This window comes from Bacillus sp. FSL W8-0920 (genome assembly GCF_038593215.1).
Lineage (GTDB): Bacteria > Bacillota > Bacilli > Bacillales > Bacillaceae > Bacillus > Bacillus pumilus.
In genome coordinates this window covers 2696885-2718851 of record NZ_CP151974.1, presented here as the reverse complement: position 1 = coordinate 2718851, position 21967 = coordinate 2696885, and the positions used below count along the sequence as shown (strand labels likewise).

The 21967-nt window shown below is 43.0% G+C and carries 24 protein-coding genes; 16 read left to right on the top strand and 8 right to left on the bottom strand.

Going from position 1 to position 21967, the window contains the following annotated elements; all coding sequences use genetic code 11:
* Positions 1–64 precede the first annotated feature (64 nt).
* Positions 65–262 carry a hypothetical protein gene (locus NSS78_RS13735; protein WP_106065786.1) on the bottom strand — a complete coding sequence of 66 codons (198 nt, stop codon included), beginning with the start codon at positions 260–262 and terminating at the stop codon, positions 65–67.
* Positions 259–1530 (bottom strand): NAD(P)/FAD-dependent oxidoreductase, encoded by a 1272-nt coding sequence (locus NSS78_RS13730; RefSeq protein ID WP_212046416.1) that lies wholly within the window; start codon positions 1528–1530, stop codon positions 259–261. Before NSS78_RS13730 ends, NSS78_RS13735 begins: the two co-directional genes overlap by 4 nt.
* Positions 1531–1705: 175 nt before the next feature.
* Here NSS78_RS13730 and NSS78_RS13725 point away from each other — a divergent pair, with 175 nt between their 5' ends.
* Together NSS78_RS13725 and NSS78_RS13720 are read left to right on the top strand one after the other, a co-directional pair.
* Positions 1706–3328 (top strand): polysaccharide biosynthesis protein, encoded by a 1623-nt coding sequence (locus NSS78_RS13725; protein WP_327840766.1) that lies wholly within the window; start codon positions 1706–1708, stop codon positions 3326–3328.
* A 16-nt stretch (positions 3329–3344) separates the two neighbouring features.
* Entirely contained in the window at positions 3345–4061 is a 717-nt protein-coding gene (locus tag NSS78_RS13720) for a pseudouridine synthase (protein WP_327840767.1), read from the top strand.
* 69 nt (positions 4062–4130) lie between these two features.
* On the opposite strand, the gene NSS78_RS13715 is transcribed toward NSS78_RS13720, so the two are convergent.
* The gene (locus NSS78_RS13715; RefSeq protein WP_008356419.1) at positions 4131–4352 is read right to left on the bottom strand and encodes a DeoR family transcriptional regulator; all 222 of its coding nucleotides are present in this window, start codon (positions 4350–4352) and stop codon (positions 4131–4133) included.
* 371 nt (positions 4353–4723) lie between these two features.
* A complete protein-coding gene (locus tag NSS78_RS13710; protein WP_050943541.1) occupies positions 4724–6022 on the bottom strand; it encodes an NCS2 family permease in 1299 nt (432 codons plus the stop codon).
* Between the two features lie 94 nt (positions 6023–6116).
* Between NSS78_RS13710 and pepV the strand changes: the two genes are divergently transcribed.
* Positions 6117–7517 carry a dipeptidase PepV gene (gene pepV / locus NSS78_RS13705; protein WP_212046415.1) on the top strand — a complete coding sequence of 467 codons (1401 nt, stop codon included), beginning with the start codon at positions 6117–6119 and terminating at the stop codon, positions 7515–7517.
* Between the two features lie 22 nt (positions 7518–7539).
* Positions 7540–8166 carry a Type 1 glutamine amidotransferase-like domain-containing protein gene (locus tag NSS78_RS13700; protein ID WP_003217567.1) on the top strand — a complete coding sequence of 209 codons (627 nt, stop codon included), beginning with the start codon at positions 7540–7542 and terminating at the stop codon, positions 8164–8166.
* Positions 8167–8383: 217 nt separating this feature from the next.
* Here NSS78_RS13700 and cysK read toward each other — a convergent pair whose 3' ends face one another.
* Positions 8384–9316, bottom strand: a complete 933-nt coding sequence (gene cysK / locus NSS78_RS13695; protein WP_212046414.1) for a cysteine synthase A — start codon at positions 9314–9316, stop codon at positions 8384–8386.
* Between the two features lie 91 nt (positions 9317–9407).
* Between cysK and thpR the strand changes: the two genes are divergently transcribed.
* From thpR to NSS78_RS13675, 4 genes are all read left to right on the top strand, one after another.
* On the top strand, positions 9408–9959 hold the full coding sequence (gene thpR / locus NSS78_RS13690; protein WP_137055367.1) for an RNA 2',3'-cyclic phosphodiesterase: 552 nt from the start codon (positions 9408–9410) through the stop codon (positions 9957–9959).
* Between the two features lie 25 nt (positions 9960–9984).
* Positions 9985–10920 (top strand): hypothetical protein, encoded by a 936-nt coding sequence (locus tag NSS78_RS13685; protein WP_106033037.1) that lies wholly within the window; start codon positions 9985–9987, stop codon positions 10918–10920.
* A 48-nt stretch (positions 10921–10968) separates the two neighbouring features.
* A complete protein-coding gene (locus tag NSS78_RS13680) occupies positions 10969–11898 on the top strand; it encodes a YegS/Rv2252/BmrU family lipid kinase (protein WP_003217628.1) in 930 nt (309 codons plus the stop codon).
* Positions 11899–12183: 285 nt separating this feature from the next.
* Positions 12184–12984: a phosphotransferase family protein gene (locus NSS78_RS13675; protein ID WP_170966030.1), complete on the top strand. Its 801-nt coding sequence runs from the start codon at positions 12184–12186 to the stop codon at positions 12982–12984.
* Here the strand turns inward: NSS78_RS13675 and NSS78_RS13670 are convergent.
* Positions 12981–13256: a YtzH-like family protein gene (locus NSS78_RS13670; RefSeq protein ID WP_126740821.1), complete on the bottom strand. Its 276-nt coding sequence runs from the start codon at positions 13254–13256 to the stop codon at positions 12981–12983. The genes NSS78_RS13675 and NSS78_RS13670 overlap by 4 nt on opposite strands.
* A 188-nt stretch (positions 13257–13444) precedes the next feature.
* Between NSS78_RS13670 and trmB the strand changes: the two genes are divergently transcribed.
* The 3 genes from trmB to NSS78_RS13655 all read left to right on the top strand — a co-directional run bounded on the left by trmB (position 13445) and on the right by NSS78_RS13655 (position 16821).
* Positions 13445–14086, top strand: a complete 642-nt coding sequence (gene trmB, locus NSS78_RS13665; RefSeq protein WP_327840773.1) for a tRNA (guanosine(46)-N7)-methyltransferase TrmB — start codon at positions 13445–13447, stop codon at positions 14084–14086.
* A 115-nt stretch (positions 14087–14201) separates the two neighbouring features.
* A complete protein-coding gene (locus NSS78_RS13660) occupies positions 14202–15050 on the top strand; it encodes an MBL fold metallo-hydrolase (protein ID WP_212046440.1) in 849 nt (282 codons plus the stop codon).
* A gap of 73 nt (positions 15051–15123) precedes the next feature.
* Positions 15124–16821 (top strand): NAD-dependent malic enzyme, encoded by a 1698-nt coding sequence (locus NSS78_RS13655; RefSeq protein WP_212046413.1) that lies wholly within the window; start codon positions 15124–15126, stop codon positions 16819–16821.
* A gap of 43 nt (positions 16822–16864) precedes the next feature.
* Here the strand turns inward: NSS78_RS13655 and NSS78_RS13650 are convergent, their stop codons facing one another.
* Positions 16865–17179 carry a PepSY domain-containing protein gene (locus NSS78_RS13650; protein ID WP_003217759.1) on the bottom strand — a complete coding sequence of 105 codons (315 nt, stop codon included), beginning with the start codon at positions 17177–17179 and terminating at the stop codon, positions 16865–16867.
* A 199-nt stretch (positions 17180–17378) separates the two neighbouring features.
* On the opposite strand from NSS78_RS13650, the gene NSS78_RS13645 reads away from it, so the two are divergent.
* A complete protein-coding gene (locus NSS78_RS13645) occupies positions 17379–18452 on the top strand; it encodes a M42 family metallopeptidase (RefSeq protein WP_003217679.1) in 1074 nt (357 codons plus the stop codon).
* Between the two features lie 41 nt (positions 18453–18493).
* On the opposite strand, the gene NSS78_RS13640 is transcribed toward NSS78_RS13645, so the two are convergent.
* Positions 18494–18940 (bottom strand): YtoQ family protein, encoded by a 447-nt coding sequence (locus NSS78_RS13640; RefSeq protein ID WP_212046412.1) that lies wholly within the window; start codon positions 18938–18940, stop codon positions 18494–18496.
* A gap of 200 nt (positions 18941–19140) precedes the next feature.
* Here NSS78_RS13640 and NSS78_RS13635 point away from each other — a divergent pair, with 200 nt between their 5' ends.
* From NSS78_RS13635 to ytpR, 4 genes are read left to right on the top strand one after another with little or no spacing between them, the layout of a single operon-like run.
* The gene (locus NSS78_RS13635; protein ID WP_342468146.1) at positions 19141–20169 is read left to right on the top strand and encodes a PTS sugar transporter subunit IIC; all 1029 of its coding nucleotides are present in this window, start codon (positions 19141–19143) and stop codon (positions 20167–20169) included.
* The gene (locus tag NSS78_RS13630; RefSeq protein ID WP_003217665.1) at positions 20156–20476 is read left to right on the top strand and encodes a thioredoxin family protein; all 321 of its coding nucleotides are present in this window, start codon (positions 20156–20158) and stop codon (positions 20474–20476) included. The genes NSS78_RS13635 and NSS78_RS13630 overlap by 14 nt, the downstream gene beginning before the upstream one ends.
* A 19-nt stretch (positions 20477–20495) precedes the next feature.
* The gene (locus NSS78_RS13625) at positions 20496–21308 is read left to right on the top strand and encodes a DUF1444 domain-containing protein (protein ID WP_044142203.1); all 813 of its coding nucleotides are present in this window, start codon (positions 20496–20498) and stop codon (positions 21306–21308) included.
* A 16-nt stretch (positions 21309–21324) separates the two neighbouring features.
* Complete coding sequence (ytpR, locus tag NSS78_RS13620) at positions 21325–21930, top strand: YtpR family tRNA-binding protein (RefSeq protein WP_003217710.1); 606 nt, start codon at positions 21325–21327, stop codon at positions 21928–21930.
* Positions 21931–21967 lie beyond the last annotated feature (37 nt).

Below are 21967 nucleotides of genomic sequence, written 5' to 3'. Positions count from 1 at the left end.
AACAAAAAGAGGCGAGCTTCTCACTCGACCTCTACTTTACCGTAACATGTTTTGCTTCCATTAATCAACTATCGATATGTGAAGATGATTTTTCTTCAATACGTTTACGAAGACGATAAACGTATTCTTTTAAACAAACAGCGAAGATGGTAAACGCCAACACAATGGCAACTTTTAATGGGGTAATGGACAGCTTCAAGAAAAAAGCGGCTGTCAAGCTAATAACGACTGCAAATACAATTGGAAATGCACGTCTGATCATTGATCTCTCTCCTTTGCTTCTAGTGCAGCATTCATACCAGCAAGCCTGCCAGTCACAAGTGCTGACGTGATATTGTATCCGCCTGTATAACCATGAATGTCTAGAATTTCTCCGCAGAAATAAAGACCGGGCATTTTTTTAGACGCCATTTTCTTCGGTTCAATTTCTTTCACAGAAACGCCGCCTCCTGTAACAAACGCTTTGTCCAAGGAGAGCGTACCATTGGCATGAACGATAAAATGTTTGCAATCATGGGCGAATGCGCGCAGTTTGTCTTTAGCAAGACCAGAAAAAGTGTCTTGCGGATCTATACCGTTCCTCTCTAACAAAAACAATAAATAGCGTTCTTGCATCCAAGACTTTAGGACATTTTTAATGGCTTTTTTTGGTTCGTCTTTTAGGTCTCGATGAAGCTTTTGGAAAAGCTCTTCGTCATTAAGCTTCGGATATAAGTCTATTTGCAGACGGACGACCTGCTGCTTTTTCAATTCTTTCACCACAAATCCGCTGCATCTAAGAACAGCTGGGCCGGATAAGCCAAAGTGTGTAAAGATCATATCCATGACATGTGTGACGACGGGTTTTCCCTTTTTATTTAAAACGCTGACAGCCACACTTCTTAAAGAAAGCCCTTGGAGCACTTTTTCTTTTATAAAACGTTCATCTGATGTGACCGGTACTTCTGTTGGGAAGAGCTCTGTAATCGTATGACCAGCGGCTTCTGCCCATGCGTAGCCGTCACCAGTAGAACCAGTATGCGGCACACTTTTTCCGCCAACAGCAATCACAACAGCGTTACTTGAAATTTTTTCATCATTATTTGTAACAATTCCGGCTGCTTGTCCGTCTTGATACAGAACTGTTTTAATCTTCTCATTCGTTCGAATGGTCACATTGAGGTTACGGAGCCTGTCTAAAAGGGCATCCACAACAGATTGTGCTTTGTTTGAGACAGGGAACATACGTCCATGGTCTTCTTCTTTAAGTTCAATGCCGAGGTTTTCAAAAAACGAAATAATATCCTCGTTATTGAACTCAGAAAATGCACTATATAAAAAACGGCCGTTTCCGGGAATATGCTTGATGATTTCTTCTACTGGAAGGCGATTGGTGACGTTACAGCGTCCACCGCCAGAAATGGCGAGCTTTCTGCCAAGCTTGGTTCCTTTGTCAATTAACAGAACAGTTGCACCGTGCTCTGCTGATGCAATAGCGGCCATCAGTCCAGAAGGTCCACCGCCAATGACAATGACATCATAATGTTTCATGTTACATTCCTCTTTCTACTTTCAGTCATTCATCTATTATAACGAAAATTGGGGAAGGCTGAAATATGAATTGATTGGTTTTGTGCCTTCTGTATTGGATTTGTTACCTGTGCGTCGAAATGATGTGGTAAAATAGTTGAGTTGAATATTCATTAGAAAAATGGTGGTTAAGCGCATGTCTAATAAACTGCTTCGTGGTACGTTGGTTTTAACGATAGGGACTTATCTCTCTCGTATTCTTGGTATGATTTATTTAATTCCATTTAGCGCAATGGTTGGAGCTACTGGTGGAGCGCTATTTCAATATGGATACAATCAGTATACGATCTTTTTAAGTATTGCTACGCTTGGTTTTCCAACAGCGGTATCAAAATTTGTTTCTAAATATAATGCAATTGGCGATTATGAGACAACAAGAAAAATGTTCAGGGCGGGTATGTCGGTCATGCTTGTCACCGGGATTATCGCTTTTTCTCTTTTATATTTGAGTGCACCAATTTTCGCCAAGATTCAGCTTGGCGGATCAAATGAAACAGGCGGTTTGACCGTCGACCAAGTGGTATATGTGATTCGGATGGTCAGTTTAGGTCTTTTGGTTGTACCAATTATGAGTCTCGTGCGAGGGTTCTTCCAAGGACACTCTATGATGGGACCGACAGCTGTTTCCCAAGTCATCGAGCAGCTTGTCAGAATCATCTTCCTATTAACAGCAACGTTTATTATTTTAAAAGTGCTTGACGGCGGTCTTGTCATCGCTGTCGGATATGCTACATTTGCAGCACTTATCGGCGCATTTGGCGGCTTATTCACGCTTTATTTATATTGGCTGAAGCGCAAGGATCGGCTCTTATCCATGCAGCCGAATACAGGTGCTTCCTCTGACTTATCTTATAAGCAAATGTTTACAGAGCTATTTAGCTATGCCGCACCGTATGTGTTTGTTGGACTGGCGATTCCAATTTATTCTTATATAGATACAAACACGATTAACAAAGCCATGATTGCATCAGGCCATCAGGATATTAGTACAGCGGTATTGTCTATTGTGACGTTATATTTACCGAAGCTCGTGATGATTCCTGTGTCCCTTGCAACAGCGTTTGGCTTAACCTTGATTCCAACGATTACGGAATCATTTACAGCTCGTAACTACAAGCTGCTCAATAGACAAATTGATCAGACGATGCAGGTCATATTATTTTTCGTGCTGCCTGCTTCATTTGGTATCTCGGCATTAGCTGGACCGGTTTATTGGTTTTTCTATCCGTCTGTTCATCCTGAGATTGGGATGTCAATTTTGTTCTGGTATGCACCTGTTGCGTTATTGTTTTCTTTATTCACCATTAATGCAGCGATTTTGCAGGGAATTAATAAACAAAAATTTGCCATCGTCAGTCTGTTGTTAGGGATCATCATTAAAACGGTTCTGAACATTCCGCTAATCAGCTGGCTGCAAGGAAATGGTTCTGTGCTTGCGACTGCGTTAGGCTATAGTGCGTCCATCTTGTATATGTTTATCATGATTAAGCGCCATGCCGGCTATTCGTTCCGCAGGATTTTCAAACGATTTATTCTCATTGGTATTTTGACTGCGATTATGGCTGTAGTGGCGTATGCGACATGTCAGCTTGTGAGCCAAGTGATTTCGTATGAAGGTGGAATTATTAACGCGGGTATCGTCATTTTGATTTCAATGATCACTGGCGGCGGTGTGTATCTGTTCTTGTCATATAAGGTAGGATTACTTGAGCGTGTACTCGGCAGCCGTATGCCGAAATTTTTAAGAAAAAAGAGTTAAGAAGAGGTGGAGTTTCATGAGGCTTGATAAATTGCTTGCTAGCAGCGGCTTTGGTTCAAGAAAAGATGTAAAGAAGCTGGTCAAGGCACGGGCAGTCACCGTGAATGGAGAACTGGCGAAGCAGGTGAAAGATCATGTTGATCCATCGAATGATGAAGTGCTCGTACACGGAGAGCGTGTAGAATATAAAGAATTCATTTACTTAATGATGAACAAACCGGATGGGGTCATCTCAGCTACTGAAGATTTGCGGGATGAAACGGTCGTCGATTTACTTGAGCCGGAGGATATCGCAAGGGAGCCATTTCCTGTCGGGAGACTAGACAAGGATACAGTCGGTCTTCTCCTCCTCACAAACGATGGACAGCTTGCTCATCAATTACTTTCTCCAAAAAAGCATGTGCCAAAAACGTACGAGGTTCATTTGAAATATCCATTAGGAGATCAAGATATCAAGCGTCTTGAAGAGGGTGTTGTCATTTTAGATGATTACCGCACGAAGCCGGCAAAGGTTGAAGTAGATGCGAATGAAAGTGAAGATACATGCATTCGTTTAACAATTACTGAAGGAAAGTACCATCAAGTGAAGCTGATGGCGCAAGCAGTGGGAAATGAAGTCATCTTTTTAAAAAGACGCTCGATGGGGGCTGTCTCTTTAGATGAAGATCTAGCGCCAGGGGAGTACCGTGAATTGACGGACGAAGAATTAGACAGCTTAATCAATCGACCATAAATGTAGAACAAAAGAAAAGAACCGGCATGTCGCCGGTTCTTTTTGTTATATGGACAGTTCATTATACGCTTAAGATGATATTTTTACTTTTTTTCTCGTTGTTTCCCATTTGCCTCTGCTTGGACTATGAACAAGATCGTTATAGGCAAGCACGTTTAAGTCTCTTTGAATGGTTCTAGGTGTGATCCCGAATTCATCAACCAGCTCTTGTGTCGTCACAAGACCTTTCTCTTGAATGAACATATAGACTGATTTTATTCGAGTCATCATACGGTTTGTTGAAGGTTTCAAAAAACCACTCCCTATCAATAAGATCGGATGGACTTGACTAACCACAACTTACTACACTAAAACTGCGAAATAAGGACATGCAACAATGGTAAATGTTCGTGTTTCTTAATGTTTTATTCTATTATACACGTTATTATGCATCTAGTTCCACCAAAAAGTCAACTTTACATGTTATTTAACTTGTCTTCATGAATCGAAACATGGTATATACCATGTTTTGAATTCGGTTACAACCCAATGGGCGTAAGGCGTATGGTGAATACTGTCACATTCAAACGTCCAAAAATGAAACACAGAAAATTTACAAAATAAAAAATTCACTCATCTTAAAAAGACACATCCCTTGTTAGAATGTGCCTTTTTTGTTTCTGTTATCCTTCTAAGAAAAAGAGCTGAATGAAAAATAAAATGGCAAAGATGAGAACAAGTACATGTACTTCTCTCCATTTCCCTTTTGCCAGTTTCACAAGTGGATATGAAATAAATCCAAGTGAAATTCCGGTTGAAATACTAGATGTCAGCGGCATGGAAAGGATCACTAGAAAAGCAGGGAATGCTTCGTCTAGCTCGTTCCAGCGAATGCGTGACACGGAGTTCATCATCAAGCACCCGACAATGATGAGAACAGGTGATGTGATGGATGGTAAAGAAGAAATGGCCTGAACGAGCGGACCGAAAAACAATGCCACAATAAACAGTGCAGCGACCGTTAAAGAAGTGAGTCCAGTTCTTCCGCCAGCAGCAACCCCAGATGATGATTCAATATAAGCTGTTGTTGGGCTTGTTCCAAACATAGAACCGATCGTCGTTGCAGCAGAGTCAGCGAGCAGGGCTCTGCGTACCTTTGGCAGCTGCCCATTTTTCATGAGTCCTGCTTGTTCGGCCACTCCGATCATTGTGCCCGTTGTATCAAAAATCGTCACTAGTAAGAAGGAGAAGACGACAGCGTATAAATGATGAGAGAATACATCGCCGAAGGCAGCGAATGGGTTTGTAATCAGCATGCCTTCTGGTAGTGCAGGGATGTCCATCAGCATTTTCGGAAAATGAAGCTGGCCTGTTACGACCGCAATCAGTGTCGTCGCTAACATGCCGATAAACAGAGCGCCATTTACTTGAAGTACCATTAAAATAACAGAGATCATTAAGCCGACAAGCGTTAAAATGACAACAGGCGAGCTTAAGTTGCCAAGCTTCACTAAATTTTCCGGGTCAGCTGCGATAATCCCAGACTGACGGAGGCCGATAAATGCAATAAAAAGCCCGATTCCGGCTGTAATGCCGTATTTTAAATTATCTGGAATGGCTTGAATCAGTTGTTTTCTAAGGGATGTTAACGATAAAATAATAAAGAGTATTCCAGCAACAAATACCGCACTGAACGCTGTTTGATAGCTGATGCCGCCACCACCGACAACTGTAAAGGTGAAATAGACATTCAGCCCCATGCCTGGTGCAATCGCAATCGGATAGTTTGCAAATAGTGCCATCCAGAGTGTACCGACGACAGCAGCGATAATTGTTGCAGTAAAGACTTGGTCAAAAGGAATGCCTGCTTTTGAAAGAATTCCTGGGTTAACGGCAACAATATATACCATAGTAAAGAATGTCGTCATACCAGCGATTAATTCTCTCTTTATGTTGGTTTGGTTTTCTTTTAACTGAAACATAAAATCCTCCATTTACGAACATTATTACAAAACAATTAATATAATATTCGTTTTAAGGGTGGATTGCAACCTTTTTTCAAGGAGGAATGGAAAAATGAATTGGGAAGCTGAAGTCATACGAAAAAAAGACGATTTGATTGAGGACACACAATCTTTTTTACAAATTGAAAGTGTCCTTGATGAAGAAGGTGGAAAAGAAGGAAAGCCATTTGGTGAAAAAGTCGATCAGGCCCTTCAGTATATGCTGAAAAAAGGGGAAGACGAAGGATTCACAGTCAAGAATGTGGATGGCTATGCTGGTCATATTGAATATGGAGAAGGCGAAGACATTGTAGGTGTGCTATGCCATGTGGACGTTGTGCCTGCTGGTGACGGCTGGACAACCCCGCCATTTTCAGCGGACATAAGAGAAAATAAAATATTTGCACGAGGCGCAATTGATGATAAAGGGCCAACCATGGCGGCTTTCTACGCACTGAAGATGTTAAAAGATACAGGGATGAAGCTGTCAAAAAAGATTCGAATGATCATTGGAACAGATGAAGAAAGTGATTGGCGCTGTGTGGACCATTATTTCAAGCACGAGGCGATGCCGCAAATTGGATTTGCACCAGATGCTGATTTTCCGATTATTCATGCTGAAAAAGGGATCATTGATGCCATTGTGTCATTTACATATCAACATACAGAACAACATCAGCGCTATACGCTCAAGCAATTCACATCGGGTATGCGGCTGAATATGGTGCCGGATGAGGCAACTGCCACTGTGACAGCGGCACAAGAACACGATGCTGAATCATTAAAAACAGCTTTTGAAGCTTATCTTGCTGACAATCAATTATCAGGTGAGGTAAAGAATGTAGCGGATGGACTGCATTTCACATTAAAAGGTGAATCAGTTCATGCTATGGAGCCGGCGCATGGCATCAATGCGGGCATTCATATGGCCAATTTCCTATGTGGACAAGAATTAGATGAAGACGGGCTTGCTTTTACCTCCCAAATCAACGCTTTATTTGATCAGGATACACGAGGGAAAAAGCTGGGGATTGCTTGCAAAGATGACATTAGCGGAGATTTGACCTTGAATGTTGGCACGATCCGCTATACACAAAGCGGGGAAGCGAAGCTAGGATTAAATGTCCGCTATCCAGTGACAGCAGACGGCAAGGACGTTAAAAAAGGGATCGAAGGCATCAAAGGGGCTACCCTTCTAAAATTTGATGACAGCCCCCCGCATCACGTCTCAAAAGATCACCCGCTTGTCAAAACATTGCAGCGGGTATATGAGGAACAAACGGGAGATCCAGCTCACCTGATTGCCATTGGTGGAGGAACGTATGCGAGATCTTTAGAAGCAGGCGTTGCCTTTGGTCCTCTCTTCCCTGGCAGACCAGATTGCGCACACCAGAAGGATGAATATATCGAAATCGATGATCTACTAAGAGCAACCGCTCTATACGCACAAGCCATGTATGAATTGGCAAAATAGAAAAAGAGAAGAGGGATTCACAGTGAAAAAAATGTTCTTATGCTCTTCATTCAAAGACAGCTATTCTCTCTTATCTGACTTTACGGGTGAATCATTAAAAGGAAAACGCGTGACATTTTTCCCAACAGCTAGTGCTGTGGAAGAAGTCACGCACTATGTGGAGGCAGCGAAAGAAGCCTTTCATCAACTCGGTATGCAGCTAGAAATCGTTCAAATAGCTGAGCAGTCTACCGAAGAAATCATAAAGATGATAAAACAAAATGATGTGGTGTACGTATCAGGAGGCAACACCTTCTATTTGCTGCAGGAATTGAGAAAGCATGGTCTCGATGACGTGCTAAAAGAAGAAATCAATAAAGGCAAGCTGTACATTGGCGAATCCGCAGGGAGTATCATCATGGCGCCAAGCATTGAATATATCTCCGTGATGGATGATCGGCAGAAGGCACCAGAGCTTTCATCTTATCAAGGATTCAATGAGATAAGCTACTGTCCGGTACCGCATATGTACAATACCTATTTAGGCGAGGCTGCGCAGCAAATCATGGAGCAGTATGAGCAGACGCTCGATTTATGCCCGCTTACTGATGAGCAGGCTTTACTCATCACAGGGGAGCAGGCTGAGGTGAAGTCCGACAAATCGTCCTAGCCTTGAAACAGCATGTAGACAAACCCTCGCATTCGGTGTCAGTCCTGCGCGCCGGTACTCACGAATGTCAAATTCGCTCCGTTCCGGTGCTCGCCCTTCCTAGGGCTGCAAAGGTTTTCTATCACGCTGAAAAGAAGACAAAGGGCTAAAATCAAGATCATTTTAGCCCTTTGTCAACAATCTGAAAGGAACAGGGATTCATGACCCTGTTCCTTTTTTAATCTTGAAAAACATCACTTGATAAGTATCGTTCGCCTGTATCTGCTGTCATACAGATCACCATTTGATCTGCCGGCAATTGCTTGGCTGTTTCAATCGCAGCATAGCAGGCTGCACCAGAGGATGGACCAACTAAAATTCCTTCAATACGGGCAAGCTGACGTGTGATATTGTACGCATCTTCATCGCTTACTTGCACGATTTCATCATAGACATGCTCGTTTAAAATTTTGGGAATAAATCCTGGGCTTGTGCCAACAAGTTTATGTTTGCCAGGTGTCCCGCCAGATAAGACTGGAGATCCCTTCGGCTCTGCCACACGTATGGTCAAATGAGGGAATGCTTTCTTTAATTCCTCACCAGTTCCTGTAATGGTTCCGCCAGTTCCTGCTGTTGCGACAAAGGCTCCAAGGGGCTTTCCAAGTTGCTTGACAGCTTCTATGATTTCAACAGCCGTTGTGCCTCTATGTGCATCTGGATTCGCTCTATTATCAAATTGCATTGGGATAAAGCTATGAGGAATTTGAGCTGCCAGCTCCTCTGCCTTGCGAATACAGCCTGGCATTTTTTCTTCCCCTGGGGTTAAAACGACCTGCGCCCCGTAAGCCTTCAAAATATTGATTCGTTCCTTTGTCATCGTATCAGGCATCACAAGGATGGCTTGATACCCTCTAGCTGCTGCATTCATAGCTAAACCAATCCCTGTATTCCCACTCGTCGGTTCAATAATGGTCGCTCCTTTTGTAAGCTTCCCTTGCCTTTCAGCCTCGACGATCATATTGTAAGCAGCGCGGTCCTTCACACTGCCGCTAGGATTAAACGATTCCAGCTTTAAATAAACAGCTGCCGCATTGTCTGGCTGAAGCCGCTGTAATTGAACAAGTGGTGTATCGCCAATCAGCTCCGCTATATTTTGTGCAACCTTCATCATGTGACACCCTTTCTTCTCATTCCGCATTTCTTTAGTTATACTATCATCAATGGGGATTCGTAAAGTTTGTTATAAAAGGACAGGTGATATTGTGTCAGAAAACCGTCATTATTTTATTGGGGTTCACATCCCTGAACAACTTGCGCATCAAATCAAAAAAGACATTGATCAAAGAAGCGGACTGTCTTTTCAAAAGTGGACAGCACCACATGATTATCATGTGACCTTGATCTTTTTAGGTGCCATTCCAGATGAGCGCTTAAAGAAGATCATCGAGCTGCTTGAGATCCTCTCAAAGGAAGCCACTGCATTTTCACTAGAGCTGAATGAGGTCGGACAGTTTGGCACGAAGGAACGCCCGAGAGTCTTTTTTGCAAAACCTGATGAAAGTGAACCACTCATGCAATTAAGAGAAAAGGTGAAAGAAGCCGTATTGTCAGCAGGACATCCTGTTGAAAAGAGACCGTTTCATCCGCATATGACGATTGCGCGCAAATGGAACGCGGACCACTCTTTTGCAGAACAAGCGCCTTTACGCAAAGAGCCATACGTGATAGAGGTTTCTTGTATGACTCTATATGAAATACGCCCGAGAGAAACCCCGCGTTATCACGCAATCAAACAATTTGCACTACATAAATGATTCTAAAAGTTGGGGTGAGCAGCAGATGGCGCAAATTATCAAAATTCAAGATTATATATCACGATATGAACAAGACCCGCATCACTACATCAATCAATTCATTCGATTGAAAAAGCAAAGGTGGGACGAGTTAAAAAAAGCTTCAAAAGAGAAGACGCAGCATTCATTTGACCAAATCTCTGAACAAGCGCCTGAACAAGAGGAGGAAAAGAGAAAGAAATTCTCCTTAAAGAGAAAGCAAAAAGAAGCCGATATGAAGAAGGAACGGGACCTGAGTCTTTTTAACGAGCCGACAGATATAGAGCAAGGTGTCTTTACAAACGTTCCTACAGATGAAACGAAGCTCATTCATTTTTTTAAGGATCATCTATATGATGTTCAATTAAAATGGGCGAGCTCGACGATTTCCAACATTTCGACCGTTTCCCATCACATTCGGTATGACGAAAAGCTGCGCATGCTTGCTAGGCAGCTTCCGGATTCATATTTTGTGATGTACAAACCGGTGCTGCTCATTCAAAAAGCAGAGATGGAATTATGTCCAGTCCTCATTACGCCGCTGGAAGTGATTTGTTTATCCTTCTTAGAGGCAGAGCCTGACAGCGTATATATCGGAACGAAGGAACGTTTTTGGGAAAAGCGGGCGAATGGGAAAGCGGTTCAGTCCGTTTTGAATCCTTGCGCAAGCCTTCTACGCTCTGGCACCGTCGTGTCAAAGATCTTACAGCAAAGCGGTGTCCATCTTCCTGTGAAAAAAATCCTGATCAGCCGTACCTCGTATATTGACTTACCGGAAGTTCCATACGGGATGGAGGTTGTCGATAAGAAGAAGGCGGAAGATTGGTTTGAAAAGCAGCGGAAAAATACTGCGCCGACAAAGCATCAGCAATTTAAGGCGACAAAAGCATTGCTTGCTTATGGTGAATCAGACAGCAAAAGAAGGCAGGAATGGCTCGATTAAAGGCATAATGGAAGGTCACGAAAAAAGAGACCTGAGTGGAGCTAATATATGAATGAATGGTACTTTATCGTTAATCCAGCAGCAGGACATGGAAAAGGACTTCGTACATGGAGGAGCATAGAGAAAGAACTACAAAGGGTGGAGATCTCATATCGATCGTTTCTCACCCAGCATGAAGGTCATGCAGAAGTATTGGCAAGACAAATTAGCGCCATGCAAGATGACAGGCTAAAGCGCCTGATTGTCATTGGCGGTGACGGAACCATTCATGAAGTCCTAAATGGCTTAAAGGAAATGGATCATGTGCAGCTAAGCTTTGTCCCCGCCGGTCATTGGAATGATGCGGCGAAGGGCCTTGGCATCCATCGTCAAGATGTCCTAAAAGAAGTGAGAAAGCAAAAAAGAATGCTCACCAAAACATTTTCACTCGGCTCCTTTCAAGATCACGCAGAAAGCGCACAATCCGTTCTCTTTCTCAATCATATCGGTGCGGGGTTTGATGCGCATGTGCTAAGGAAAACAGTGCATTTCAGAGGAAAAAAGTGGCTGAAACGACTGGGGCTTGGGTTTATCATCTACCCGCTGTCATTTCTCCATTCTTTATGGTCCTTTAAGCCGTTCGACCTTGCACTGTTTATTGAAAACGAGAAGAAGGTCTTTCGCCAAGTGTGGTTTGTGATTGTTTGTAATCACCCCTATTACGGAGGTGGGCTGGAAGCAGCGCCAGAAGTAAGCGCAAGGCAGCCAGGCTTTCAAACACTCGTTGTCACAGATTTGAATCCATTTAAAGTGCTCTTGTTTCTAAGTGCGATGGTGTTTCGCAAGCACCTTGGAATGAAGGGCGTCACCCTGTTTCAGCACGAAGAAGCGTACTTGGAGGCAGATGGAAAAATCTTATTTCATGCAGATGGAGAAGTGATCGGCGCAACGCCTGTTTTTGTGAAGGCGAGTGAGTACTCCTTAAAATTACGTGCTTAAATCACTTATCGTGAATGTCTTAGTCAAAGAACCATGAAAAAAGCCTTTCTTTTCATAAGGTTCTTGTCCTGATTTTCTAGTTTTGCTTGACGAGTATAAGAAGGTAACGATAAAATCTATAGGACGGCTATTGTTTAGCATCTCATTCTCAATAGCTGTCCTTTTTGTTTTTATGATCATATAAATAAAAAAAGAAACAGCCTATTGACCTTCAATCGGCTGAATTTTGTCGACTAAAAAAGCACGATTTAAAATATTTTAAGAAATGATGGGTTGAAAATTGATATGAACTGGTTGGGACAAATATTAGGTAGCGAATGGCACATCTCTCCTGCTGGAGGCGCTACGGGAGATGCGTACTTCGCAACACACAATGACCAAAAGCTATTTTTAAAACGCAATACGTCACCGTTTCTTGCGGTTTTGTCAGCTGAAGGCATTGTGCCGAAGCTTGTCTGGACAAAACGGATGGAAAATGGGGATGTCATCACTGCGCAGCACTGGCTGAGCGGCAGAGAGCTGAAGCCAAAGGACATGAATGACCGTCCTGTCGCAGAGCAGCTAAGAAAAATTCATACATCGAAAGAATTGCTTGATATGCTGAAGCGATTAGAGAAGCACTCTCTAGACCCAGCATCCATTCTGAAGCATTTAAAACAGTCCATATTTAAAGAGCAAATTGATTCGCGCGACGTCACACGTGCTATCCAGTACTTAGAGAAGCATGTGGAGGCAGTTCAATTTGAAGACAAGGTCGTGTGTCATTGTGACCTGAATCATAATAATTGGCTGCTGACAGATGAAAACCAGCTTTACTTGATCGATTGGGATGGGGCGATGATTGCTGACCCAGCCATTGATCTTGGACCACTTTTATACCATTATGTTGAAGAAGAGAACTGGGAAAGCTGGCTCTCAATGTACGGTGCCCCGCTGACAGACAATTTGCGAAAACGCATGGCTTGGTACGTCCTCGCTGAAACCGTATCGTTTGTCGTGTGGCATAAAAGAAAAGGGAATGAAAAAGCGCAGCAAGAAGTGCAAGCGGAGCTGTGCGCACTCTTACAGCGGTTAAATATTCATTAAGACAGAGGAATATTCTCGACCCACTCTGACAAATGCGATTGATGCGCCTCAATATGTGCATCGATTGAACTGACAGAAGTGCCCTTTTGGCTGTAATCATAAATATCAGTTAATAATTGACGAATGTCGGCATCAAGGTCTTCTTTTGCCAGCATGAATTGAATCACGCGTCCCACCTGTTCATATTCTGCAACAGTCCCGCAGCAATCCAACTGGTGATCGGTTAAAATATCTTTGATTAATTGAAGCTGATGTTGACGGTTTAATCCCATACGTATGCTCCTTTTCTGCGTGTCATTTATGTGGTTAAACTGTGCATTCAGCACCCAATTTATACATGCGGCAGACCAGCTCAAGCGAAGGGCTGGTCTTTTTCATATGCGCATAAAGATGCTGTCTTGCGGGTCTTTATGTTTCATGGTATCTTGATAAAATGTAAAGAAAATAGAGGTGTATCAAATTGAGAATGCGACATAAACCATGGGCTGATAATTACTTAGCTGAAAATGCTCATATTGCCTTAGCTAACCCAGAGCAATATAAAGGGAAATGGCATGAGCTGTTTGGAAATGATCATCCAATCCATATTGAAGTTGGCACAGGAAAAGGGAGCTTTATCGCTGAAATGGGCAAGCTTCATCCTGATACCAACTATATTGGCATTGAATTATTTAAAAGTGTCATTGTGACAGCAGTAGATAAAATCAAAGAGACAGATGTTGAAAATGTAAAGCTCTTGAACATTAATGCGGAAACGCTGACAGATGTGTTTGCGGAAAATGAGATTGACCGAGTGTATTTGAATTTCTCTGATCCGTGGCCAAAAGCAAGACATGAAAAGCGCAGATTGACGTTTAAGGCCTTTTTAGAGCGATATGAACATATTCTCCGTCCAGGCGGTGAATTGCATTTCAAAACAGATAACCGCGGGTTATTTGAATATTCCTTAAAGAGCTTTTCTGCATATGGCCTTCTTTTAACGTATGTAAGCTTAGATTTACATAAGGACGGACTAGAAGGAAATGTGATGACGGAATACGAAGAGAAATTCTCGTCTATGGGACAACCTATCTATCGATCAGAAGTGAAATTTTCAGAATAACAAGTGACATCAAGCTGGCTGCAAAAAGAATTGCAGTCAGCTTTTTTCATGAAAAGATTGATGCATGCGATTTTCAGCTGTATTTGCTACGATAGAAAAAGGAGGGATGACAGCAATGGAGACAATGAACATAGGTGACATGGAACTGTTCTGGTTAAACGGGGGAGATACACACATGGACGGCGGTGCGATGTTTGGTGTGGTGCCAAAGCCGTTATGGTCAAAAAAATACCCGGTGAACGATCGCAATCAAATTGAACTGCGGTGTGACCCAATCCTCATACGGTGGAATGGTCTCCATTTTTTAGTGGATTCTGGCATCGGATCAGGGAAGCTGACGGATAAACAAAAACGCAATTACGGCGTAACAGAAGAGACAAAATTGGAAAAGTCACTCGCGGCACTCGGCCTGCAAACAGCAGATATTGATTACGTCTTAATGACGCATCTTCACTTTGATCATGCAAGCGGATTAACAAAACTCGAAGGAGAAAAGCTCGTGTCTGTTTTTCCGCAAGCAAAAATCATCACATCCAAAATCGAATGGGATGAAATGAGGGCGCCTAACATCCGCTCAAGAAATACATATTGGAAAGAAAACTGGGAGCCTATAGCAGATCAAGTGGTGCCATTTGAAGAAAGCATCGAAGTAATAGAAGGCATTGAGCTGCATCATACAGGCGGTCATAGCAATGGCCATAGCATCTTAACGCTCACAAGTCAGGGTGAAACAGCGATTCATTTAGCTGACATTATGCCAACGCACGCTCATAAAAATCCATTATGGGTCTTGGCATATGATGATTACCCAATGACCTCAATTCCAGCTAAGCAAAAATGGCAGGCATTTGCAGAAGAAAAAAATGCGTGGTACTTGTTTTATCATGATGCGATTTACCGCGCTGTTAAGTGGGATGAAGATGGGCAAATCACACATGAAGTCAAAAGAGAAACAGGAAGATAAAAGATCATCTGCATGTTTTTTCGCCTTTCACACAAAATAACGACAAAATGAACTTGTGAAAGGAAGAGTGCAGGTGAACCAATTTTATCGTGTACATGGTGATGTCATTGAAACACCATTAAGAGGGATGGAAGTCATGTCCGTCCCTTATTTAAACAAAGGGGTTGCATTTACGAAGGAAGAGCGGGAAGAGCTTGGTTTAAAGGGCTTTCTACCACCTAAGGTTTTAACATTAGAGGATCAGGCAAAGCGTGCATATGAGCAGTTCAAGGCACAGCCAGATGAACTGGGGAAAAATGTGTATTTAACATCACTTCATGACAGAAACGAAGTGCTTTTTTACAAATTACTAAATGAGCACTTGGCAGAGATGCTGCCGATTGTCTATACACCGACGGTTGGAACAGCCATTCAGCGTTATAGCCACGAGTATCGAAAGCCAAGGGGGCTTTATTTATCAATTGATGACTTGGAAGGCATGGAAGAGATCTTTGCCTCTTACGGTGTGGATGAATCCATTGACTTAATCGTTGCGACAGATGCAGAAGGTATTTTAGGTATTGGAGACTGGGGTGTTGGCGGTATTGCCATTTCAGTCGGGAAACTTGCTGTTTATACAGCCGCAGCAGGCATTGATCCTAGCCGCGTGCTGGCCGTAGTACTTGATGCGGGGACGAACCAAGAAAGTCTCTTGAATGATCCGCTTTATGTTGGAAATCAGCATTCTCGCGTTCGAGGCGAGCGTTATGATCAGTTTATCGATCAATATGTAGAGCTTGCCCGCGCAACCTTTCCAAATGCCCTCCTTCACTGGGAAGACTTTGGGACAAAAAATGCACGAGCCATATTGGAAAAATATAAGGAACGGATTTGTACATTTAATGATGACATTCAAGGGACTGGAGCTGTTTCACTTGCTGCGGTTATGGCATGTGCAAAAGCTTCGAAGGTTCCGCTGAAAGATCACCGAATCGTCATTTTCGGAGCGGGTACGGCAGGGATTGGCATAGCGGAGCAGATCCGTGATGCGATTGTCAGAGACGGAGTCAAAGAAGAGGAATCATATGATCATTTCTGGTGTATTGATAAAACAGGTTTACTTACAGATGATTCGCCTGACATTCAGCCATTTCAAAAGCCATATGCAAGACGTTCTGACGAAGTAAAGGATTATGCCCGTAATGGTCCTAAGCATTCCATTGATTTATTAGAGGTCGTCAAACAGGCTAAACCAACCATCTTAATTGGCACCTCGACAGTAGGAGGAGCATTTACAGAGGAAATTGTGAAAGAAATGGCGTCACACGTGGAGCGCCCAGCCATTTTACCGATGTCGAACCCGACACCTCTTTCAGAAGCAAAGCCTGAAGATCTCATTGAGTGGACAGAAGGACGCGCCCTCGTGACAACAGGAAGCCCATTTGATCCTGTCGAATATGGCGGCATCACATATGAAATTGGGCAAGCAAATAATGCTCTTGTGTTCCCAGGGCTTGGCCTTGGAACGATTGTGTCTAAAGCACGCCTCATGACAGACAGCATGTTTGTTGCGAGTGCTGAAGCGATTGCCAGCATGGTTAATGTCGGAAAGCCGGGTGCAGCGATGCTGCCAAGTGTCGATCAGCTTCGAACCGTTTCAGCAACAGTAGCTGTTCGTGTGGCGCAAGCAGCGATCGATGAAGGAATTGCAGAGGAAACGCCTGAGGACCTTATTCAGGCTGTACAGGACGCTATGTGGCATCCTGTGTACAAAAAAATCAAAGCCATATAAAAAAGAAGCTTCGCAAGGACACAACTTTGCGAAGCTTTCTTTATCAAGCCACAGAATCAATGACATCCACAATCATGCCTGTTTTGGCATCAATCATGACTTCGTACTGTTCAAGCTCGCCAAAGGCTGAGCGAGTAATGCCAGATTTGTACACATCAATCGTTTCACCATTTACGGTATACGGTTCTGGTACAGTATAAATCCAAGAGCCATCAATCGGGCCGCGCTGTTTAAAAGCGGATTTCACAATTTTTAATGCTTTTTCAGACGAGATATACGTAGGGAAAAATACTTTCTTTGCAACAATTGCAGCGGCTACGCCAATACTCGCACCAATCAGAACATGTTTTAACTTCAACGTGCTGCACCTCCGTATTGCTGTTTTTTCCATTATACAAAACTTGTCCATTGATGTTAAGGAATCCGAATAGTTGAAAGCATATTCAAAATTTCTGGAGAGATACTTGGAAAACCGAAAGAATTCTTATAGTATAAAGTGAGTGTTATTTTTATAGGAATATATATGGTCATTACATAGAAACGAGGTAAATCGTAGAATGAATGAAGAAACATTGTCGCTTTTCCGAAATTTAACAGAATTACAAGGTACCCCAGGTAATGAGCACCATGTGCGTGCTTTTATGAAAAAGGAACTTGAGAAATATTCTGACGAACTCATTCAGGATCGTCTTGGCGGTGTGTTTGGGGTACGCAAGGGGCCAGAGAACGCACCTAAAATCATGGTGGCTGGTCATATGGATGAAGTGGGATTCATGGTTTCATCCATTACGAAAAACGGGATGATCCGCTTCCAAACACTCGGCGGCTGGTGGAGTCAAGTCATGCTGGCGCAGCGTGTCGATGTTCATACCGATCACGGGCCAATTCCTGGTGTCGTCTCTAGTACACCACCTCATCTTCTAACACCAGAACAAAAAAGCAAACCTGTGAAACCATCAGACATGCTCATTGATATTGGGGCAGACAGTGAAGAAGAGGCAAAAGAACTTGGCATTCGTCCAGGACAGCAAATCGTGCCTGCAACAGTCTTTACTCCTATGGCGAATCCTAAGAAGATTTTAGCGAAGGCTTGGGATAACCGCTATGGCTGCGGACTTGCGATTGAATTATTAAAAGAAATAAAAGACGAACCACTTTCATGTCATTTGTATTCTGGTGCAACGGTTCAGGAAGAAGTAGGTCTTAGAGGGGCAGAAGTAGCTGCGAATATGATTCAGCCAGATCTGTTCTTTGCTTTAGATGCAAGCCCTGCAAACGATGTGACAGGTGACAAAACCCAATTCGGCCAGCTAGGAAAAGGTGCACTTCTGCGTATTTTTGATCGAACCATGATTACGCACCGCGGCATGAGAGATTTTGTGCTCGATACAGCTGAGTCAAACAGTATTCCATACCAATACTTCGTATCACCAGGTGGTACGGACGCTGGACGTGTGCATATTTCAAACCAAGGCGTGCCTTCTGCTGTCATTGGAGTGTGTGCTCGCTACATTCACACAAGTCATTCAGTATTGCATGTGGATGACTATGCAGCGGCAAAAGAATTAATCGTCCGTCTTGTGAAAAACTGTGATCAAAGTACAGTGGATTCTATTTATCAACAGGTGTAAAGTAATCAAAAGGCTGCCTCTTTCAAGAGAGCAGCCTTTTTTTATTGCTGTTCAAACACGTAAGATAACGCTTTGATCGCTTGGTTCACGGTTTCCACAGTGATATTCGCTTTGTTTGATAGTTCCTTTAACGGATGGTGCAGTTCTTTTGGGCGGATCAAAATGAGAGGTTTCCCTTTAGCGATGGCAGCAGATGCATCCATCGCCGTGTTCCACTGTTTATATTTCTCACCAAAGCGGGCAATGACGACGTCTGCCTTGTTTATTAGGATCTCAGTACGAAAATTGTTCAAATCAGAAGCGGCATCATCTTTGAATATGGCATTCGGCTGCTCACCTAAAATGTCCTCACCAATGTGATCGGAGCGGTCATGATTCTCCATTGGACCAACAAATGTCACTGGCAGTTTCAACGATTGGCTTTTCTCCTTGATTTCATCGCGCCACTGGCTATGAATTTCTCCTGCTAAATAGACGGTTAATTGCATAACGATCTCCTCCTTTTGTACAAACTTAGTAAAGGTTTGCCCTGTTTCTTTTCATGTTACACAAGAAGTGCTTGATAAAGCAAAAAAAATATGATTATGATATTCATGGTAGAAACTATTTTTCATCGTAAGAATACTACATATAATGGGAAGGACAGGCCTCTTCGTCTTCCCTATGAGAAAGCAGGAAGACGACGTTGATGACTTATTTGAAAAGAAAGGGGATCTCCCTTTCGCCAAAAGTGTATTTCATTGAAGCACTCTCTTTTATGGCTTTAGGTCTATTTGCTACATTAGTAGTAGGTCTGATTTTAAAAACAGCAGGCGGTCTGTTATCACTTCCGCTCATCATCAAAATGGGAACACTCGCAATGGGGCTCATGGGACCAGCGATTGGCGTAGCCGTTGCATACCGGTTACAGGCATCTCCATTGATCATTTTTGCAAGTGTTGTCTCAGGCGCTGCAGGAGCAGAGCTTGGTGGACCTGCTGGAAGCTTTGTCGCAGCATTAATTGGTGTGGAAATCGGTAAGCTGGTCAGTGGTGAGACAAAAATTGATATCATTTTGACACCGCTTGTTACTATCATCACTGGTTTTTCCACCGCCGCTTTGATCGGTCCTGGGATTGAAGCCATGATGACAGGGCTTGGCAGGCTCATTATGTGGGGGACTGACCAAAGTCCGCTCATCATGGGCATGCTAGTAGCAACCATTGTTGGACTTGCTCTCAGCTCACCGATTTCAAGTGCTGCGCTTGCGCTCATGCTTGACTTAAGCGGTCTTGCTGCTGGTGCTGCAACGATTGGCTGCTGCGCTCAAATGGTCGGCTTTGCTGCTGCGGGCTTTAGAGAAAATCGTTTTGGCGGACTTGCCGCTGTCGGTATTGGCACGTCAAAATTGCAGCTGCCGAACATTGTGAAAAATCCCCTTATCCTTATTCCGCCGACGATAGCGGGCCTCATTCTCGCGCCAATTGGTATTATTGGCTTTGGGATGGTCAATAATGCGGCAGGGGCAGGAATGGGAACGAGTGGCCTTGTTGGACAGCTCATGACACTGACTGTTATGGGATTTCATCCATCCGTTTTTCTGGCGATTGCTCTTTTGCATATCGTTGGCCCGGCAGTGATTAGTTTGGTAGTATCAGAATGGATGAGAAAGAAAGGCTATATACAATTCGGAGATTTAACCATACAAACTGGAGGAATGAAACATGAAAAAAATTGAATCTAACGAAGAATTACAAAAAGTAATTCAAGAAGACTTAACAGTATTGCTATTTTCAGCGGACTGGTGCCCGGACTGCACCTTTATCGAACCATTCTTGCCAGAGCTTGAAGCAAACTACCCAGAATTTGAGTACTTCTATGTGGATAGAGATCAATTTATTGACACTTGCGCAGAGTGGGAAATTTACGGCATTCCAAGCTTTTTAGTATTTAAAAATGGGCAAGAGATTAACCGCTTTGTCAGCAAGGATCGTAAAACGAAGGAAGAGATTGAAGCATTTTTAACAGATTCTCTTTCTAAATAATGAAAGGAGAGTCTAAATCATGGCAAAAATGACATCAAGACAGCTTGCGAACGAACTCAAAAGCCGTCTGACAAATGACAGCTGGTCACACCAGTTTGACCGAGAAAAAGATACGCTTCGTATTGAAGATAAACAAACAGGCAAAGGGATCACACTAGAGCTCCCGCCAATCATTGCAAAGTGGGAAGTAAAGCCTGATGAAACATTGGATGAGATCGTTTATTATGTGAAAGAGGCGCTAAGTGCTATGAAAGGCGAAGCGCAGCACATCTCAGGAAAAGAAAAGCAAATTTATCCGGTCATTCGATCCACTTCCTTTCCTGAGACATCAAGTGACGAGATTCCGCTTGTTTTTGATGAGCATACAGCTGAAACGAGAATCTACTATGCACTTGACCTTGGAAGCACCTACAGATTAATTGATGAAAAGATGCTTCAAAAGGAAAACTGGACAAAAGAACGAATCAGGGAAACTGCAAGCTTCAATGTCCGCTCACTTGAAACTGTAGTGAAAATGGATGAAGTGGCAGGCAACCGGTTTTATTTCTTCCGTGCAAATGACGGATATGATGCCAGCAGACTTTTAAATGAATCGATTTTACAAGAATACGCGCAAAAAATAGAAGGACAGATGGCCATCTCTGTCCCCCATCAAGATGTATTCATCATTGCAGATGTTCGCAATGAATCAGGCTATGATATTTTAGGACAGATGTCGATGAGCTTCTTCGCCAGCGGCACGGTTCCGATTACCGCATTGTCATTTTTATATGATGAAGGCAAGCTTGAACCGATCTTTATTCTTGCTAAAAGCAGACCAAAACAGCAGTAGAAGGGGATTTTGAAGAATGAACGTTTTTTATAATGCAGAAGGTGTAGGCGACACACTCCTTATCTCATTGAAAGATGTGACGAGAGAAGAAGTAGGTCATGAGACGTTTGGAGATGTCGTAAGAATCTTCAATCAAGAAACAAAAGAAACAACAGGCTTTAATATCTTCAACGCATCCACTTACATGAAAATTGAAGAAAACGGATCTGTACCGCTTTCTGAAACACTTGTTCAAGATATGAACGAAATTTTAAACCGCAACGGTGTCAGTGAAACGTTGACTGTCGATCTATCACCAAAATTTGTTGTCGGTTATGTAAAGGAAAAAGAAAAGCATCCGAATGCAGATAAATTAAACATTTGCCAAGTGGATGTTGGCGATGAAACATTACAAATCGTGTGCGGTGCACCGAACGTTGATCAAGGGCAATATGTCGTGGTTGCGAAGGTTGGGGCGGTGATGCCAAGCGGTTTAATCATCAAAGATGCTGAGCTAAGAGGTGTTCCATCAAGCGGAATGATTTGTTCAGCAAAAGAACTAGATCTTCCAGACGCGCCTGCTGAAAAAGGGATTCTTGTTCTAGAAGGAAGCCATCAAGCTGGCGAACCCTTTCAAGCATAACCTCCCATAAACGGGCACATCAGAGCGAAGATTGTGT

Bases quoted from the DNA above. Each gene is read 5' to 3' on its own strand.
- NSS78_RS13735 (WP_106065786.1), bottom strand. From the start codon at position 262: ATGATCAGACGTGCATTTCCAATTGTATTTGCAGTCGTTATTAGCTTG.
- NSS78_RS13730 (WP_212046416.1), bottom strand. From the start codon at position 1,530: ATGAAACATTATGATGTCATTGTCATTGGCGGTGGACCTTCTGGACTG.
- NSS78_RS13725 (WP_327840766.1), top strand. From the start codon at position 1,706: ATGTCTAATAAACTGCTTCGTGGTACGTTGGTTTTAACGATAGGGACT.
- NSS78_RS13720 (WP_327840767.1), top strand. From the start codon at position 3,345: ATGAGGCTTGATAAATTGCTTGCTAGCAGCGGCTTTGGTTCAAGAAAA.
- NSS78_RS13710 (WP_050943541.1), bottom strand. From the start codon at position 6,022: ATGTTTCAGTTAAAAGAAAACCAAACCAACATAAAGAGAGAATTAATC.
- pepV (WP_212046415.1), top strand. From the start codon at position 6,117: ATGAATTGGGAAGCTGAAGTCATACGAAAAAAAGACGATTTGATTGAG.
- cysK (WP_212046414.1), bottom strand. From the start codon at position 9,316: ATGATGAAGGTTGCACAAAATATAGCGGAGCTGATTGGCGATACACCA.
- NSS78_RS13685 (WP_106033037.1), top strand. From the start codon at position 9,985: ATGGCGCAAATTATCAAAATTCAAGATTATATATCACGATATGAACAA.
- NSS78_RS13680 (WP_003217628.1), top strand. From the start codon at position 10,969: ATGAATGAATGGTACTTTATCGTTAATCCAGCAGCAGGACATGGAAAA.
- NSS78_RS13675 (WP_170966030.1), top strand. From the start codon at position 12,184: ATGAACTGGTTGGGACAAATATTAGGTAGCGAATGGCACATCTCTCCT.
- NSS78_RS13670 (WP_126740821.1), bottom strand. From the start codon at position 13,256: ATGGGATTAAACCGTCAACATCAGCTTCAATTAATCAAAGATATTTTA.
- NSS78_RS13660 (WP_212046440.1), top strand. From the start codon at position 14,202: ATGGAGACAATGAACATAGGTGACATGGAACTGTTCTGGTTAAACGGG.
- NSS78_RS13645 (WP_003217679.1), top strand. From the start codon at position 17,379: ATGAATGAAGAAACATTGTCGCTTTTCCGAAATTTAACAGAATTACAA.
- NSS78_RS13640 (WP_212046412.1), bottom strand. From the start codon at position 18,940: ATGCAATTAACCGTCTATTTAGCAGGAGAAATTCATAGCCAGTGGCGC.
- NSS78_RS13635 (WP_342468146.1), top strand. From the start codon at position 19,141: ATGACTTATTTGAAAAGAAAGGGGATCTCCCTTTCGCCAAAAGTGTAT.
- NSS78_RS13630 (WP_003217665.1), top strand. From the start codon at position 20,156: ATGAAAAAAATTGAATCTAACGAAGAATTACAAAAAGTAATTCAAGAA.
- NSS78_RS13625 (WP_044142203.1), top strand. From the start codon at position 20,496: ATGGCAAAAATGACATCAAGACAGCTTGCGAACGAACTCAAAAGCCGT.
- ytpR (WP_003217710.1), top strand. From the start codon at position 21,325: ATGAACGTTTTTTATAATGCAGAAGGTGTAGGCGACACACTCCTTATC.